The sequence below is a fragment of the Nostoc commune NIES-4072 genome, from assembly GCF_003113895.1.
GTDB lineage: Bacteria > Cyanobacteriota > Cyanobacteriia > Cyanobacteriales > Nostocaceae > Nostoc > Nostoc commune.
This window is the reverse complement of the sequence record NZ_BDUD01000001.1, coordinates 4,061,609-4,078,531: the sequence shown is the minus strand read 5'-3', so window position 1 is coordinate 4,078,531 and position 16,923 is coordinate 4,061,609. Positions and strand designations below refer to the sequence as shown.

The following is a 16,923-nucleotide window of genomic DNA, read 5'->3' as shown; positions in this document are numbered from 1 at the left end:
CCGCTTAAAGGTCTGTTATATAGGATCTACTTATCTTTTGGTTTCTCAAAGCGAGGGGGTTCACGAAATGCGATCGCAAAGAAGAGAGTACCTATACACAGAGTAAAAATCAAGATGTACGCAACGCTTTCCATATTACGATTTCCTGCCTATCCAGCTAGTAATGAGGGATTAGGGATTGGGTACTGGGTACTAGGGGCTGGGAAAACTTTTCCCAGTCTCCAGTCCCCAGTTTTCTGTTCTTTAAAGGGCTTCTTTTCGGCGGGTTGATTTGTCACCCACTTTCTGGAATAGACCCCACTCAACTTGCTCTTCTAGATCGGCATCAACACCAGCAAATACGTCTCGGTAGATTGTCCGAGCGCCATGCCAGAGGTGACCAAAGAAAAACAATAGAGCAAATACTGCATGTCCAAAGGTAAACCAACCTCTAGGACTGGTGCGGAATACACCATCAGAGTTCAAGGTTTCGCGGTCAAATTCAAAGATTTCACCGCCTTGAGCTTTCCGGGCATACTTCTTCACATCAGCTGGTTCTGTAAAGGTTTGACCATTCAGATTGCCACCATAGAAGCTGACGGTGACGCCAGATTGCTCGAAGCTATACTTAGATTCTGCCCGACGGAAGGGGATGTCAGCGCGGACAATTCCATCTGCATCGGTCAAAATCACTGGGAAGGTTTCAAAGAAGTTGGGGAGACGACGCACGGTCAATTCCCGTCCTTCAGAATCTTTGAATACGGCGTGACCTTGCCAAGACTGAGCAATGCCATCACCCTTGACCATAGGCCCTGTACGGAATAGACCGCCTTTAGCGGGGCTATTACCAACGTAATCATAGAAAGCCAGCTTTTCGGGAATCTGCGACCAAGCTTGCTCAAGGGTTGCACCTTGGGCAACACTTGTTTGGACGCGCTGCTGAATTTCTTGACGGAAGTAGCCTTGATCCCATTGATAGCGGGTTGGGCCAAACAATTCGATGGGGGTGGCGGCGTTACCGTACCACATAGTACCTGCAACAACGAAAGCAGCAAAGAAAACTGCTGCAATACTGCTAGAAAGTACTGTTTCAATGTTCCCCATCCGTAGGGCTTTGTAGAGCCGTTCGGGGGGTCTAACTGTGAGGTGGAATAAGCCTGCAATAATACCAACAACTCCAGCAGCAATGTGGTGAGCCACAATCCCACCAGGGTTATATGGGTTAAAACCATCTGGGCCCCATTCTGGTGCTACTGCTTGCGCGGCTCCAGTTATACCGTAGGGGTCAGTAACCCACATGCCTGGGCCAAATAGTCCGGTGAGGTGAAAAGCACCAAATCCAAAGCAAAGTAGACCAGATAAGAACAGGTGAATGCCAAACATTTTTGGCAAGTCTAGGGCAGGTTCACCAGTACGGGGATCTCTAAAGAGTTCCAAATCCCAGTAAACCCAGTGCCAAACGGCAGCTAGGAACAAAAGACCGGAAAGAACGATGTGAGCCGCAGCAACGCCTTCAAATGACCAGAAACCAGGATCAGTTGCTGGGCCACCAGTAACGTTCCAACCACCCCAAGATTGGGTAACGCCCAAACGTGACATGAAGGGTAGAACGAACATCCCTTGACGCCACATGGGATTGAGAACCGGATCGCTAGGGTCAAAAACAGCTAGCTCGTAGAGTGCCATCGAACCAGCCCAGCCTGCTACTAAGGCTGTGTGCATTAAGTGTACAGAAATCAGCCGTCCTGGATCATTCAGAACGACTGTATGTACTCGGTACCAGGGTAGTCCCATCGACTACGCTCCTCCTCGATGAGTTAGTTTACAAAGCAATTTTCTTACTGAGATTCTAAGGAACGAAACTCGCCACTCAGAAAACTCTCTCTTGTTTTTTGTTATTGCCAGAGCCAGAGCCTTACCACAGCTTAGTCTTATAAGTTAGACAGCGCGGTTGCTTTGGCAATGCTTACTCGCTTCGGGAGGTTTACCTTGTAGGGTAGCCACCGCAAGCAAAAATGAGAATGTTTTAAAAAGTGTAACTATTGATGGAATTGTTTGCAAGCGTGTAAATTGATGCGATCGCGTAGCATGTCCAAGTTTTTTCGCTACCAATCGCTGTCGGGGATTAAATTTTCTTATCTTTTCTTTATGAGGGGAGTGGGGAGTGGGGGAACAAGAGGAGGTGACAAGAATAATTATGTTGTTATGTTACTTGGCTTTTCCCTACTCCCTACTGCCCACTCCCTATTCCCTACTGCGTAGTATCTACTGAACCACCAAGTGGATGTTTTGCAGTTGACATTTTGTCTCAGCCGTACCCAGGCGTTCAATTACCTGTTCAGCGCTCATCAGACGTTTGAGTACTACTTGACCTATGGTCTGACTGGCAATTACTGCTGTCGTTGGCTTCACTTCGACGGTTAAAACGGCTTCTTCAACTCGATAAAGCCATAGCAATTCATTTTGTTCTACTAAACAAATATTCATTCGCTGAATATCTGGTTGGCGTCGCCATGCAGTTATTTGCCAGAGTCCATCAGATGCCCAGACTCTGGCAACTGCCCATCCCTCAGATAGAAAGAAATACTTCACGTTTTTAGTCTCACTATTAGACTTTCAATCTGCTGTTTACGATATCGCGATCGCTTTCTTCGCTGATGTATAAACACTCTTGTTTGCTAAGTAAAACCATGTAGCCGTTTTCTATGAAAAACGACTCCACATCTGTCTGTACCCAAGTAGCAACAGGCAAAGTTTTAATGTACACTACTTGACTTACGACCAAAGCTTAACAAATCTATTCACTAGTAATTATGAATTTACGACAAATTTAGGAAATGTTTAAAATCTTAATTAAATAAAAATCTTTCATTATTTAACTAATCCTAAAAGTTTATTTTTTTGTTAATAATTTTTTGTAACAAATAGTGCGTAGGCGTAGCCCGTGGTAGACATCGCACAGTAATAAACTTAACTATAGCAATCGTGGCTGAGTTGTGAAAATTAACTAACCGCCGCTAAGAGCGCCAAGAAATGAAAGAGAAGCTTTCAGAAATGATTTAGGACTGCTATATATTCGCATACTTAGCAACAGCTATTGCTGTAACTAATTGTAAAAATCAAGCACAATAGCCACAAATATAGTAAGATTGCTGACCGCTAAGATAAAATATTTTATTGCTATGACCTGGTTTTCCTTGTCCGTGAAACGGTTGGGTCGGATTACACAATTCCTATCTTTGTTCTGTCTATGTTTATTTTTAGTTGTTAGTTGCGCTCCTCGTCCACAGGTAACTACGCCACCATCGGGTTCTGTAAATAGTCCTACAGGTGATGGTCGTATTACTATAGGTACAACAGCGAAGCCGAGAACCCTTGATCCGGCTGATGCTTATGAGTTAGCATCCTTAGGTTTGGTGTTTAATATGAGCGATCGCCTCTACACCTACGAACCAGGAAGCACTGAAATTAAGCCGCAGCTAGCTACAGCATTACCAAAAGTTAGCCAAGATGCCTTAACTTATACCATCCCCTTACGTCAGGGAGTAATTTTTCACGATGGGACTCCCTTCAATGCCCAAGCAATGGCATTTACCATCAACCGCTTTATTCAAAATAAAGGAAAACCCTCATTCTTACTAGGTGATGTAGTAGATTATGTAAAAACTACAGGCGAGTATGAGTTAACCATCAAGCTGAAAAAGCCCTTTGCAGCGTTTTCTTCATTGCTGGCGTTTCCTGGGGTATGTGCAGTTTCGCCAAAAGCTTACGAACTTGGTGCTGGTAAATTTAAGCCGAATATTTTTGTGGGGACTGGCCCTTACAAATTAGGACAGTATGGTACTGATTCAATCCGATTTGATGTGTTTGATAAGTATTGGGGAGAAAAACCAGTTAACAAGGGTGTTAACCTGCAAATTCAAACTAGTCCGGTTAATTTGTTTAATGCTTTCCGTACAGGCGCAATCGATGTAGCTTATCTGTCACTACAGCCAGATCAAAATCGTAGTTTGTCAGAAGGTGGTAAAAAAGGGGATTGGCAAGCGATCGCAGCTGAGGGTAGTGTAGTAAGTTATCTGGTATTAAACCGGAATCAGCAGCCTTTAGATAAATTAGAAGTTAGACAAGCGATCGCATCAATAATTGACCGTCCACTGTTAAATGAGCGGGCGTTACTTGGTCAAGCAGATCCGCTCTATAGCATGATTCCGACAACGTTGAAAGTTTCTGTGCCATTATTTAAAGAAAAATATGGTGATGCTAACTTTGATCAAGCTAAAAAATTGTTAACTACTGCTGGTTTTTCTAAAGAAAATCCTGCAAAAGTACAAATTTGGTATCCTTCTAGTTCACCTACTCGTAGTTTGGCAGCACAGACGCTCAAATCCCTTGTTGATGCCAAAATGGATGGAATACTTCAAATTGAAGTCACCCAGGCGGAAGGGCCAGCCTTCTTTAAAGACATTTCCAAAGGATTATATCCAGGAGCTTTACTTGATTGGTATCCAGACTTTTTAGACCCAGATAATTATGTCCAACCGTTTTTGACTTGTGATAAAGGTTCAGTTGCTAAAGGATGCGAAGATGGAGCCAGTCAAACTCAGGGTTCGTTTTACTATAGCGAAGCCATGAATAAACTGATTGATCAGCAACGCAAAGAACTAAATCCTGAAGCGCGTCAGAAAATTTTTGCAGAAATTCAAACGCAAGTAGCTACTGATGTACCTTATGTTCCTTTATGGCAAAGCAAAGACTATGTATTCGCCCGAAATGGTGTGAACAGCGTACAACTTAACCCTACCCAAATTCTGGTTTACCAGACAATTAAAAAGTAGTCATTAGTCATTAGTCATTAGTCATTAGTAATAACTGTTGACTATTGACTTTTGACTCTTAAGTAAAATGTTTCATGTTCAATATATATCTAGTTAATAGCTAAGATAGTTCCAAAAGCTGCATTTATAATTTTGAATTGCTTATGTCTCGTTCTAAAGCTTTACAATATTACATTGTTTCTCGGTTGCTTCTCGCGCCACTTCAGCTATTAACGATTATCACCATTGTATTTCTCTTACTAAGAGCAACACCAGGAGATCCAGCAGATGCAATTCTCGGCGGACGTGCGCCAGAAGCTACTAAAGAAGACTTGCGAAAACAACTAGGTTTAAACCTTCCTCTGTGGCTACAATATCTCAATTATTTGGGAAATTTGTTGCGCTTTGATTTGGGAACTTCTTTGTTGAGTAGCGGAGATAATGTTTGGCACATAATTGGACAACATTTCCCGGCGACGGTGGAGTTAGCAGTATGTAGTATGGCGGTTGCACTCATCGTTGGAATTGCGGTTGGGACTCTCTCAGCTTCTCGTCCAGGGACATATTTTGATGTCGGTGGGCGCTTATTTGGTATCATCACTTACGCACTCCCCATGTTTTGGGCGGGAATGCTTTTACAGTTGATTTTCTCAGTCCAACTGGGTTGGTTTCCCAATTCCAACCGCTTTCCGCCCAATCTTTTAGCTCCCGCTACTGTGACTGGACTGTACACAATTGATAGCTTACTCGGTGGAAATTTTACTCAGTTTTTCACATCTTTGCACCATCTTGCCCTACCGAGTCTCACTTTGGGAATTTTGCTCAGTGGGATTTTTGAGCGAATTGTGCGAGTGAATTTAAAGCAAACCTTGCAAGCAGATTATGTAGAAGCCGCCAGAGCCAGAGGTATTGGTGAAAATAAGATTTTAGCCTCCCATGCCTTAAAAAATGCCTTAATTCCAGTAATTACAGTCTTGGGATTAACCTTTGCATCTCTGTTAGGTGGAGCGATTTTGACAGAGGTAACATTTTCTTGGCCTGGGTTAGCTAATCGACTTTATCAAGCGATCGCCGATCGCGATTATCCCACAGTCCAGGGAATACTCGTATTTTTTGGTGCGATCGTTGTGAGTGCCAGTATTTTGATTGATATTTTAAATGCTTATGTAGATCCGCGAATTCGGTATTAAGTAACGTGAGTTCGACGGAACTAGAAAACGGCAGGAGGTAGTGCAGGTAAATCTTTTGGGTAAATATCAATCGAAGATTTTTTAGGTAAATAAGTATAAGCACGATTACCAGCCATCAAGTTAACCAAAAAGTTAAATGGACTACGACTGAAAATCAAGCTAACAAAGTAAAAGTCCAAATTTATCAATATAGTAATCTGCTATATAATACACGCATAAATTTGAAAACAGAGAAATGAGCGTCAAAAAAGGCAAAATTGGAACTTTGTTTCTCATCAGTCATCTCGTCTTCATCTCTGGGTGCGGTAGAAGTGGATATATTCCTCCAGAAATATCTTCTGAGCCTGTAAAGTTTTCTATTATTAAAACCAATGATGGTGTCAGCTTTATCAATGAAACTGGGCAAGTAGTTATTAAACAACAATTTCTAGATGCACAGCCTTTTTCTGATGGCTTGGCAGCCGTAAGAGTTAAAGAACGTTGGGGTTTTATTAATCATAAAGGTGAGTTTGTAATTCAGCCACAATATATTGGCGCTCAACCGTTTTCAGAAAAACTAGCATTAGTTTCTTTAGAAGGAGAGACAACACCTGTCTTTATTGATCAGCGGGGGAACGTGGTAATTAAGCCTAAGCAAAATTGGAACTTTGTTTGGGGCTTTAAGGGTGGATTGGCTGCTGTAGTAGTTAAAGATAAATTCGGCTTTATTAATACTAAAGGAGAGATAGCTATTGAGCCAAAGTTTGATCGTGTTAGAGGTTTTTACGATGGCTTGGCATTTGTCCAAGTTGGAGCATATCAAGAAGCATTGATAGGGTATATCGATTACTCAGGAAAATTGTCAATTCCTTTTGAATTTGAATATAAGGCTGGAACTGACTTTGCCATGAACAGAGCTATAGTTAGCAAAGTAAACTATAGGGATGATGAATATATGTTAATTGACAAAACCGGAAAGGTGCTAAAAAATCAACTAGATTTGACTTGTAGTGTTGATTTTCAAACAAAAAGTACTGCCAAGGGATTTGTAGAAGGATTATTACCGGTACGTTTAAAGTTACCTAATCAAACGACAGGATGTGGTTATATTGATATGCAAGGAAAGGTTGCTATTCCCCCCGATTTTAATATCCGAATAGCAGAATACTTTTCTGAAGGTTTAGCATCTGTAGAAATCAAAGGGAGATGGGGCTACATCAATAAAAGTGGTTCGATAGTTATCGAACCAAAATTTCAGGAGGTGTCACCTTTTACAAATGGACTAGCTTATGTAAAAGTTAATGCAGCCAGTGAAGGTTTTATTAATCATTCTGGTCAGTTTGTCTGGCAACCTGTAACTTTTAAATGAGAGCGATCGCTCTGACTACTCCCAAAGTGAAACATCGCATTTCATGGCAGTGGATATAAGACTTACAAGGAATTTTATACCCTGCATGTGCTTATTCGTTGTTACTTTGGCGTACGCATTTGTTATTTCGGCGAGCGCATTTGTTATTTCGGCGACAGTATTTGCTATTCTAAACGTTTATCTTCTCAAACTACGAGGATCAAGTGCATCTCTTAGCCCATCACCGAGTAAGTTGAATGCTAACACTGTGAGGATAATCAGCACAGCCGGCGGCCAGATTAACCAAGGTTGCAGCACCAAAATTGAAGCATTGCTAGCTAGAGAAAGCATATTTCCCCAAGAAGGGTCTGGTTGTTGTATTCCTAAACCGATGAGACTCAGTATTGCTTCTGCACCAATAAAGCTAGGAATTGCAAGAGTAGCAGAGATAACTACATAACTAGCTGTTTGCGGCAAAACGTGGCGGAGGATAATATAAATCGGGTTTCCACCCATTGCACGCGAGGCTTGGACAAATTCTCGCTCTTTGATTGATAGTACCTGTCCTCGAATAACCCGTGCTAAACCAGCCCAGCTAATAACCGAAGTAATCACTACAATCAACAAAAAGCGCTGGGTACTACTTAAACCAGGTGGTAAAACTGCCCCTAAAGTCACCAAAAGATAAATACTAGGGAAAGTCATTAACACTTCTGCCAAGCGCATAATGACGCTATCAGTCACACCGCCGAAATAGCCAGAAATTCCCCCGATGATTAAACCGAGGGGGTAAGTAATGATAATGCCAAAAATCCCGATAAACATACTGATGCGACCACCATGCAGCAGGCGACTGAATTGGTCGCGGCTTTGGTCATCAGTGCCCAAGATGTTGAATTTTGCCCCAGTTGTTGTACCAAATAAATGCCAATTTAAGGGAATACCAGGAAAGATTGTGACTTCATCCCACTTTGGGGGTAGTGGCAAACTCATCTGCAACAATCGGTATTCTGGCCCGGAGACAAATAGACGCAGGGGTGATGGCTTTTTTAAGTCTACAATGAGTTCGCGATCGCCTGTTTCTAAATTCGTATCTCCCTGAGTCGTCGGGTAAATATACGGCCCAACAAACTGGCCTGACTTAGAAACCCAATGTATCTTAGTTGGTGGCAGCAGTGAACCATTAGGCTGTGAAGCATAGGGGTCATAAGGAGCCACGAAATCTGCTGCAATTACTGCTATGTAGAAAATTAACAGCAAAATTGCCCCAAATCGTGCCAAAGGATTTTTCTTCAGTCGTCGCCACCAATCCATAGTAGTTAGGAGTTATAAGTTATGAGTTATGAGTTATTAGACTTTTATCTTAATTCATAACTCCTATACAGACGCAATTAATCGCGTCTCTAATTCCCAACTCCTATACAGACGCGATTAATCGCGTCTCTTTAATTCCCAACTCCTAATTTCTCTAAATAGCGCTGCTGTTCTTCCTGTTGTTTTTCATGTTCCACAACAAACACGTTTGAGTAGAGATTAGCTAGAATTTGTTTTCCCTGTTGTGTCAGTGATAGATAATGTAGCCCCTCTTGGATATAGGGATAGACGCCATTCCAGTAAAACTTAGCGTAGTTATTACGTAAATCAGCAGGGGTTTTATAGCCTAAAACTTTATTTACTCCAGTTTCTTCAAACTCGTAAAATAAAGAAGTAATTTTCTTCAGGTAACGCGGGTCGCTTAGTTGACCAATCAAATCAGCAGCACGGACTAATCCGGCAAAACACCTTGTATCTTGATGATCTTCTGCCGCAGGCACAGGAAATCGAGTTAATTCAATATTGCTCTTAATTGCCTCAGCATCTATTAACTTGTGACCTCCAAAACGCTCATCAATAAAAAGCTTGGCTCTATCAACATGATATGGCGTCAGACTAGCATCAGAAGCGCCAGGAGCTACAGAAATCATTTTGCCATTTTTACCTGTGGAATATAAGTTTGCTGTCTCTCGATCTTGTCGGCAAACTCCCTTAACGTAGCCAATATCATGAGACACCAAGGAAATGATACAATGCAGCCAGTCTTCACTAGAAACACCACCTTCTCTAATGTGTTTACCACGTAAGATTTCTTGCCCTACCAGGGTTACAAGTACTGTGTGTTCAACATTATGATAAAGAGCGTCGCTATTGGCAATGTTTTCTAAAGCCATGTTACCAGCCCAGGCGATGATATCCTGATAATCATTTTTGAAGCAGCCATAAGTGCGACGGTAGCCTTCTCGAATTTCATTTACAAAGGCATCAATTAAAATTTCAGTGGCATTGAACATATCTGGTTACTCTGGTAAATACCAATTATTTATTGATTTGATTTCAAAATTCCATAATCAGGCTTACCCTTGCTGGAATTTAACCTCAGTTTTATTCATTTTTCCTTCTAGGAGAGAGGCTTAAAAACCTGATTATTTCATCGCTCCCCCTTGGGAGGGAGACTAGGTAGGAGAGGTTCGTGGAACTCACATGAATTTAAGACAATATATTTTGCTCATTTGTAACTCATGTGTAGCTGTGGACGCTAGCTTGTCCTATGCCTAAATTGCATGGTAGAGAATGGTTTCCTAGTAACACAAGGGCTTCAGAGGAATTATCTATGCCAAACAAAAATATTTATTTGATATAACTTTATACATAAAAGGCTGGATTTGAAATTAGATAAATCTAGATTTGCTTCACTAGTTTTTCATATCTAACCATTGGTTGACAGTGATCTAAATACATATAGTGTGTGACGTTGAGTAACTAGATGATATAGGACAATTTTTGTATCACAACTGACATAACTTGTTTTAAGCTTTTTTTGGTAGTAATTACTCTTGGTGAGCTTGTTTTATTATATACGTTGGTATATAAAAGACATTTACTATGAAATGCGTGTTACCGTTGCCGTTTCCACAATTTTTTCCACTCTTGTAGCGCGGATGGTTACGCCAATGATGGGGGCGTATCTTTTGAAGGAAAAGGGGAGTGGAGAGTGGGGAGTGGGGAGTAGGGGAGGGGGAGTAATAAAATTGTTTAATTTTAAATTTACACTTCCAGGTAGAAATCAGGGAAACAGAAAAGTCAGAACTGAGAAGCGTCGCGGGTTTCAACCTTATAGATCGCTCCTTGAGTGGGCGTTACGCCATAGATTGACAACAATGGCGATCGCTTTAGCTTTCTTTATTGCGAGTCTGACGCTGGTTCCGATGATTCCCAAGGGTTTTGTGGATGATGGCGATTTTGGAATTTCCAACGTATCTATAGAATTACCTCCTGGTTCGACATTAGAAGATGTTAACAAGGTAGTCACACAAGCCACTAACCTCATCCGGCAAAACCCAGTAGTTGAACGTGTATTAGCAACGGAAGAAATCAATTCTGCAACCCTTGCGATTAATCTCAAACCTAGAGAAGAACGAAATATTTCCCAAAAACAGTTTGAAGAACAAGTACGCCCTGACTTTGAGCAAATACCAGGAGCTAGAATTAGTTTCCAAAGTCAGTCACCAGGTGGCGATCGCAAAGGCTTATCAATTGTCCTCAGAAGTGAAAATCCCGAAGCGTTGAATAAAGCGGCTGATGCCCTAGAAAAGCAGATGCGATCGCTACCCGGATTGGTGGAAGTATCTTCTACTGCGAGTTTAGTTAAACCAGAGATTTTGGTAATTCCTAACCCACAACGGGCAGCAGATTTGGGCGTGACAGTGCAAGCGATCGCTCGGACTGCTTCTCTTGCTACCATCGGCGATAATGAGGCCAACTTGGCGAAATTTAATTTAAGCGATCGGCAAATCCCCATTCGGGTGCAAGTAGAATCGGGTGTATCACGTTTGCGTCCGATTTTAATGACTTCTTTGGCAACGATCGCCGGGACTTTGCCTTTAGCATTAGGAATTGGCGCGGGTTCTGAAGTTCGCCAACCAATGGGAATTGCGATTATGGGCGGTTTTACAACTTCTACCCTGTTGACACTGGTAGTAGTGCCAGTGATATTTAGCTACATTGACAACTTCCAGAATTGGATTAAGGATAGATTGCGCTATGGCTTTGGTAAAAAACCATCGCGTTCATAACTACAGACTTTTACCATTTTTACTGCGGTGGATGCAGTCCGGCTGAAGTCAGAAGACGACGCAAGTTAACAACTCCAACCCGATTTAATTGCAGAGCTTCCACCGTGGCTCGACCACAGGGATTTTTCCCGATAATCTTGGTAAAATCATCGTTCCAGGTAAAATTCTCTGACCAAAGCTGCTGACGAGGATGAAACAGCGCAATCTCTTGTTTGGTTTCTGGATCGGGATGGCTGATTTTGGTATGCTTTCGAGCATTGCAGCCAAAACACGACCAAGCTAAATTTTCTGAGATCGTTTCTCCACCTGCCTGACGGGGTTTGATGTGTTCTACAGTGAAGCTGTCAGGAGAAAATTCTTCTGGGCATCGGCAATATTCACAAAGATTTTTAGCTCTGCTAGCTACCGTTCGTCTCAGTGCAGCAGGTACTCGTTTCTCCTCTGGAGACGCTTTGCGAACGAACTCAGATGGCATGGAATAACTGAGAGTCAGATAAAAATTGGCGATTCAAGGTAAGCAAGTCGATCTTCTTGAGCTTTGCTAACTCAATGAGAGCTTGCAGACGTTCGACTCTCCACTGTTCTAGCCGATCTTCATACTGGATCAATTCTTCGTGTTCGATCGCAGTGAGTTCGCCCCATTCACAGCGATCGCGTAAATCCTGTAATCTTTTCTGCTCGTCAAACGCAAGGTGACGTTGGATTACTTCCAGCAGGACTACTTCTTGATCGTTGGATGTAGCTGGCTGGGAGGGTTCAGACAGAAACTCTAATAACTGCACTACGGCAGATAACTTTTCTGGAGACAACTGCTCAATCAGTTCGATCGCTCTTTTACGAATATCGGTTGCTGGAGTCATAGAAAGTCAGACTTACCTGTATTTAATCAAATTGTAGTCAGATTGGGCTAATTTTTCGATTGCTCTGAAATGCGGCGATGTCTACGACGGGCTACGCCTAAGCACTTTAGGCTATGGGATGTGGGATGTGCGATCGCATTTACCAATGGGAATCATAACAAACAGATTCACCTGAGTAAATATCCAATGGCTTACCAAAATATCACCGCTTCCCTTTCTCCAGCAGATATCCAAGAAATTAAAGCAGCCTTTGCGACTATCCAAGCAAAGATGCCTTTTCTCGTTACCCTGAGTGTGGAAGAACGGCGCAAGTTATTTAAGATGGGCGATAAAAGCCTAGCCTTTGTCAACACTAGCCTGACTGCTGCCCAGTCTAACCGAGACATTTTACCAGCTAGCTTTGATGTAGATGAGTTTGTGCGCGATTATCAACTAGCAGCAACGCTCACCGAACTGTTGATTAAACTGCAACAACTAACAGAACAGGTAGATGATACCCTAATGGCAGTCGGTAGCGAAGCAATGGGTAGCAGTTTGACTGTTTATGATTATGTGAAGACTGCTGCTAAGAAAACTCCAGGGTTAAAAACTATTGCCGAACAGTTAGGGGAACGGTTTAAAGCTATTAAAAGTAAACCTGCTAAAACTGCTTCTGGTTCATAAGCTGTAAACATTGCCAGAGATAAAAGAAGAGTAAAAGGGGAAAAGTTAAAGGTAGATGTACATCCTTTTCTTTTCCCCTTTTTGTTTTTTTAACTGGTGAATGAGTCTTTAATACTCGCCGGAGAGTCTTTCATACTCGTCGGCGAGTCTTTGATACTCGTGAACGAGTCTTTCATACTCGTCGGCGAGTCTTTGATACTCGTGGATGAGTCTTTCATACTCGTGAACGAGTCTTTGATACTCGTGGATGAGTCTTTGATACTCGTGAACGAGTCTTTGATACTCGTGGATGAGTCTTTGATACTCGTGAACGAGTCTTTCATACTCGTGAACGAGTCTTTCATACTCGTGAGCAAAGATCAACATCAAGTCTGTTCTCTTACTTTGCGTCCTTGGCGTTCTTGGCGGTTCGTTTCTTGATTTTCTTATTCCTATCTGAACGCACCATAATAGTAAATTTTAAAATTTCGGATGCTCCCACAAATACAAACCTAAAAACCCAAATAAAATCTGACTTTCTAAATCAGGAATTAGGAATTGCAAGGTTGTTATTATACTTTTAGCCGCGTGTAATCTGCCACCTTGCCCCAAATTATGCTCACCATACCCCGCCACACCAGCAGATCGCTCTTTTTCCTTTTCTGTTTCACTCTACTCCTAACTCTCTTCCTCTCCCTACCTTGGGTAAGTGCTAAAGAGACTCCTAAACCCAAACCCCAAGATTGGCAGATTAACGGTATAGTAGCCGCCCTTGATGATGGACATGATGGGGTTAAGAAACTGGCTTTTAATAAATTAAATGAATATGAGCTAAAAAATTTAAAAGCGGTATTTCAGAAACCAGAAAACATTGCACGCAAAGCTGCCGACATCCTCAAGGATAAATCCGTTGACAAATATGTTCGTTACAGTGCAGCATATGCATTGGGAAATCTGGGCGATGCTGCCAAACCCTACGTCCAAAACATCGTTGACATCCTCAAGGATAAATCCGTTGACAGTTTTGTTCGTTCCAGTGCAGCATATGCATTGGGAAATCTGGGCGATGCTGCCAAACCCTACGTCCAAGACATCGTTGACATCCTCAAGGATAAATCCGTTGACAGTGATGCTCGTTCCCGTGCAGCATATGCCTTGGGAAATCTCGGCGATGCTGCCAAACCCCACGTCCAAGACATCCTCGACTTCCTCAAAGATAAATCCGTTGGCAGTTATGCTCGTTCCCGTGCAGCATATGCCTTGGGAAATCTGGGCGATGGCGATGCTGCTAAACCCTACGTCCAAGACATTGCTGACATCCTCAAAGATAAATCCGTTGACAGTAATGTTCGTTACTATGCAGCAGTGGCATTGGAAAATCTGGGCGATGCTGCCAAACCCTACGTCAAAGATATCCTCGACTTCCTCAAAGATAAATCCGTTGATTCTGTTATTCGTTCCAGTGCAGCAGAGGCATTGGGAAATCTCGGCGATGCTACCAAACCCTACGTCAAAGATATCCTCGACTTCCTCAAGGATAAATCCGTTGACTCTGCTGTTCGTTCCAATGCAGCAGTGGCATTGGGAAATCTGGGCGAAGTTGCCAAACTCTACGTCAAAGACATCGCCAACATCTTCAAGGATAAATCTGTTGACAGTATTGTTCGTTCCGGTGCAGCAGAGGCATTAGGAAATCTGCGCGAAGTTGCCAAATTCTACGTCAAAGAGATCGCCAACATCTTTAAAGATAAATCCGTTGACATTTATGTTCGTTCCCGTGCAGCAGAGGCATTGGGAAATCTGGGCGATGCTGCTAAACCCTACGTCAAAGATATCCTCGACTTCCTCAAGGATCAATCCGTTGACAAAGATGTTCGTTCCCGTGCAGCATATGCATTGGGAAATCTCGGCGATGCTGCCAAACCCTACGTCAAAGATATCCTCGACTACCTCAAGGATCAATCCGTTAACAGTAATGTTCGTTCCCGTGCAGCATCGGCATTGGGGAAGATAGAACAACTCAACCTAAATAATATTGTTGTAATTCTAGATAGCGTTTATTACGCAGGTCAATCAGAATTTGAACAGTGGCGGTTTTTCACCTATTTCCTGAGTGGCGGCGATGAAAAAGTAAAAACCCTGCTGAAATGGCTAGGCAGACCGAAAACAACTCCTGATAACCCAAAACACGATGAAGGTGTCAAAACACTAGAAGTCTTCCGCGATGCTTGGGAACCTAGCAAAGAATTTCCACAAGTACGAGAAGATTTAGCAAGACAAATTGCTGAAGTTGCTGCCAACAAACAAATTACTTGGAAATTCGAGGATATTAAATTACTCAACGAACTTTTTAGCAAACTCCAAGCAGCTAAATCCACTCAGGCAAATGCGCTACAGACGGTCATTAATAATGTGGAATATTGGCGGTGGTTTTTCAACGCCAAAATCACTCTCATCTCTCACGCCGCCTTTTGGCTTGCCCTCATTTTCGTCTACCCCAAATTCCCCCAAATTCAAGCCATCTTCTTCTGGAACCCTTGGGTACGCCGCATCTTAGGCGTGGGCTACGTCGGCTTTCTCCTCACCTGGGTTCCCTTCTTCCGCCGCAAACTTTTTGAACCCTTCAAACCCTCCCTTCTCGCCGATGCTGGGTTAGATAACTTTCATGACCAATCATATTTCCCCCAGTCTCAAGTTAAAGTTCCCGGTTCAGGCGACATCCTCCCTGTTACCGCCGCCCTCCCCAGCATCAAAGGACAAATCATCTTAGAAGGTGACTCCGGCTTAGGCAAATCGATGTTTCTCCGCCATTTGCTGACAAACTCCCAGCGCATTGTCGTTTACCTCCCCGCCCAAAAATGTCATAAAGGCGTAATCGAAGCTATTCAAGACAAACTCCACGGCCAAGCCCAAGATGCTGACTTCCTCAAAAACCTGATTTACAGTGGCGCGATAGATATCTGCATCGACGGACTCAACGAAGTCACCGCCGACACACGGGCAAAAATCTGCCAGTTTGTCGAAAGCTATTTCCGGGGCAACATTATCATGACTACCCAGCCCCTAGAGTGGACACCCCCCTCAACAGCCAAAACCTACTACTTGCAGCCCCTTGAACAACAACAAATTCAAGAGTTTTTGATCTCCCGTCAACTGCGACTCCCTAAAGATGCCAAAATTCAAGGTGCTGATTACGAAAAAGCCTGTATTAATTATTTAAAAGAAGTCCTCAAAGATCAGCAAGCCCAAGAAGAGTTAGATGCTGTCCGCCGAATTCTCTCCAATCCAATGGATCTAACTGTGGTAGCGCTGATGTTATCACAAGGTAAACAGCCAAACTTGTTTCGCCTGCAAGAACAACAATACAAGCTGATGGCGGCAGAATACCAGCAAGAATGGAAACAAGAATTTCCACTCAAAAGATTTTCCGCCGCCGTCTATCAAATGCGACTCGATGACAAACAAGCTCTACCTGGTGATGAATTTCACCAAGTTGTCATGTCTTTAGAAGACGAGAAATACAAAATGGTAGTCAGCCGTCAGTGGCAAGATGAAAAAGGCGGAGCCAAGAAAGAATGGTACTTCCGCCACGATAAAATCATGGATTTCTTTTTGGTGCAAAACTTTCTTGGCGAAACTGATACCGCCGAATCACTATTAGTTGATAGAATGGGCGATCCGCGTTTTCGTGGTGTTTATTTCTTGCTAGCAACGTTGCTTCCTTTAGATGCAGCCAAAGAACTGCGGGAAGATTTGATTCAATATGCGGCGGATACTAAAGACAATACGGTGAGTAATACTTTTGTGCAGTTGTTACGAACTAGATAAGTTGGGCATGGGGCATGGTGAATTGGTTATTTCTCGTTGTCTCTTCTTGGATGTGCGATCGCTTTCATCGCTATGATTCGGATAAGGTTTCGGGGCTAGTTTTATTTGTTTAGTTATAAAAATCAAAGCCTCTCTCCTAAAAGGAGAAAGGTCAAAGCGTATTGCTTCCATTCG

Annotated in this window: 12 protein-coding genes and 2 pseudogenes; 6 read left to right on the top strand and 8 right to left on the bottom strand. The window is 42.7% G+C overall.

Annotation, left to right across the window (positions count from 1 at the left end; translation table 11 throughout):
• Positions 1 to 26 precede the first annotated feature (26 nt).
• The 3 genes from CDC33_RS17925 to CDC33_RS17915 all read right to left on the bottom strand — a co-directional run bounded on the left by CDC33_RS17925 (position 27) and on the right by CDC33_RS17915 (position 2,571).
• Complete coding sequence (locus CDC33_RS17925) at positions 27 to 134, bottom strand: photosystem II reaction center protein T (RefSeq protein ID WP_084227385.1); 108 nt, start codon at positions 132 to 134, stop codon at positions 27 to 29.
• 109 nt (positions 135 to 243) lie between these two features.
• Complete coding sequence (gene psbB, locus CDC33_RS17920; protein WP_109009629.1) at positions 244 to 1,773, bottom strand: photosystem II chlorophyll-binding protein CP47; 1,530 nt, start codon at positions 1,771 to 1,773, stop codon at positions 244 to 246.
• Between the two features lie 471 nt (positions 1,774 to 2,244).
• Entirely contained in the window at positions 2,245 to 2,571 is a 327-nt protein-coding gene (locus CDC33_RS17915; RefSeq protein ID WP_109009628.1) for a hypothetical protein, read from the bottom strand.
• 590 nt (positions 2,572 to 3,161) lie between these two features.
• Here CDC33_RS17915 and CDC33_RS17910 point away from each other — a divergent pair.
• Both CDC33_RS17910 and CDC33_RS17905 read left to right on the top strand, forming a co-directional pair.
• Positions 3,162 to 4,814 carry an ABC transporter substrate-binding protein gene (locus tag CDC33_RS17910; protein WP_109009627.1) on the top strand — a complete coding sequence of 551 codons (1,653 nt, stop codon included), beginning with the start codon at positions 3,162 to 3,164 and terminating at the stop codon, positions 4,812 to 4,814.
• Positions 4,815 to 4,957: 143 nt separating this feature from the next.
• Complete coding sequence (locus CDC33_RS17905; RefSeq protein ID WP_109009626.1) at positions 4,958 to 5,983, top strand: ABC transporter permease; 1,026 nt, start codon at positions 4,958 to 4,960, stop codon at positions 5,981 to 5,983.
• A 20-nt stretch (positions 5,984 to 6,003) separates the two neighbouring features.
• Here CDC33_RS17905 and CDC33_RS41975 read toward each other — a convergent pair.
• A pseudogene (locus CDC33_RS41975) lies at positions 6,004 to 6,129 on the bottom strand (IS982 family transposase); the annotation flags it as partial.
• A gap of 89 nt (positions 6,130 to 6,218) precedes the next feature.
• Here CDC33_RS41975 and CDC33_RS17900 point away from each other — a divergent pair.
• On the top strand, positions 6,219 to 7,331 hold the full coding sequence (locus CDC33_RS17900) for a WG repeat-containing protein (RefSeq protein ID WP_109009625.1): 1,113 nt from the start codon (positions 6,219 to 6,221) through the stop codon (positions 7,329 to 7,331).
• A 177-nt stretch (positions 7,332 to 7,508) separates the two neighbouring features.
• Here CDC33_RS17900 and CDC33_RS17895 read toward each other — a convergent pair whose 3' ends face one another.
• Both CDC33_RS17895 and CDC33_RS17890 read right to left on the bottom strand, forming a co-directional pair.
• On the bottom strand, positions 7,509 to 8,624 hold the full coding sequence (locus tag CDC33_RS17895) for an ABC transporter permease (RefSeq protein WP_109009624.1): 1,116 nt from the start codon (positions 8,622 to 8,624) through the stop codon (positions 7,509 to 7,511).
• 131 nt (positions 8,625 to 8,755) lie between these two features.
• Positions 8,756 to 9,637: an Npun_R2479 family HD domain-containing metalloprotein gene (locus tag CDC33_RS17890; protein WP_109009623.1), complete on the bottom strand. Its 882-nt coding sequence runs from the start codon at positions 9,635 to 9,637 to the stop codon at positions 8,756 to 8,758.
• Between the two features lie 603 nt (positions 9,638 to 10,240).
• Here CDC33_RS17890 and CDC33_RS17885 point away from each other — a divergent pair.
• A pseudogene (locus CDC33_RS17885) lies at positions 10,241 to 11,419 on the top strand (efflux RND transporter permease subunit); the annotation flags it as partial.
• Between the two features lie 19 nt (positions 11,420 to 11,438).
• On the opposite strand, the gene CDC33_RS17880 reads toward CDC33_RS17885, so the two are convergent.
• Together CDC33_RS17880 and CDC33_RS17875 are read right to left on the bottom strand one after the other, a co-directional pair.
• Positions 11,439 to 11,894 carry an HNH endonuclease gene (locus CDC33_RS17880; RefSeq protein WP_109009622.1) on the bottom strand — a complete coding sequence of 152 codons (456 nt, stop codon included), beginning with the start codon at positions 11,892 to 11,894 and terminating at the stop codon, positions 11,439 to 11,441.
• Positions 11,884 to 12,279 carry a hypothetical protein gene (locus CDC33_RS17875; protein ID WP_109009621.1) on the bottom strand — a complete coding sequence of 132 codons (396 nt, stop codon included), beginning with the start codon at positions 12,277 to 12,279 and terminating at the stop codon, positions 11,884 to 11,886. Before CDC33_RS17875 ends, CDC33_RS17880 begins: the two co-directional genes overlap by 11 nt.
• A gap of 186 nt (positions 12,280 to 12,465) precedes the next feature.
• Here CDC33_RS17875 and CDC33_RS17870 point away from each other — a divergent pair, with 186 nt between their 5' ends.
• A complete protein-coding gene (locus tag CDC33_RS17870) occupies positions 12,466 to 12,942 on the top strand; it encodes a hypothetical protein (protein WP_109009620.1) in 477 nt (158 codons plus the stop codon).
• 594 nt (positions 12,943 to 13,536) lie between these two features.
• The gene (locus tag CDC33_RS17860; protein WP_109009619.1) at positions 13,537 to 16,749 is read left to right on the top strand and encodes a HEAT repeat domain-containing protein; all 3,213 of its coding nucleotides are present in this window, start codon (positions 13,537 to 13,539) and stop codon (positions 16,747 to 16,749) included.
• Positions 16,750 to 16,923 lie beyond the last annotated feature (174 nt).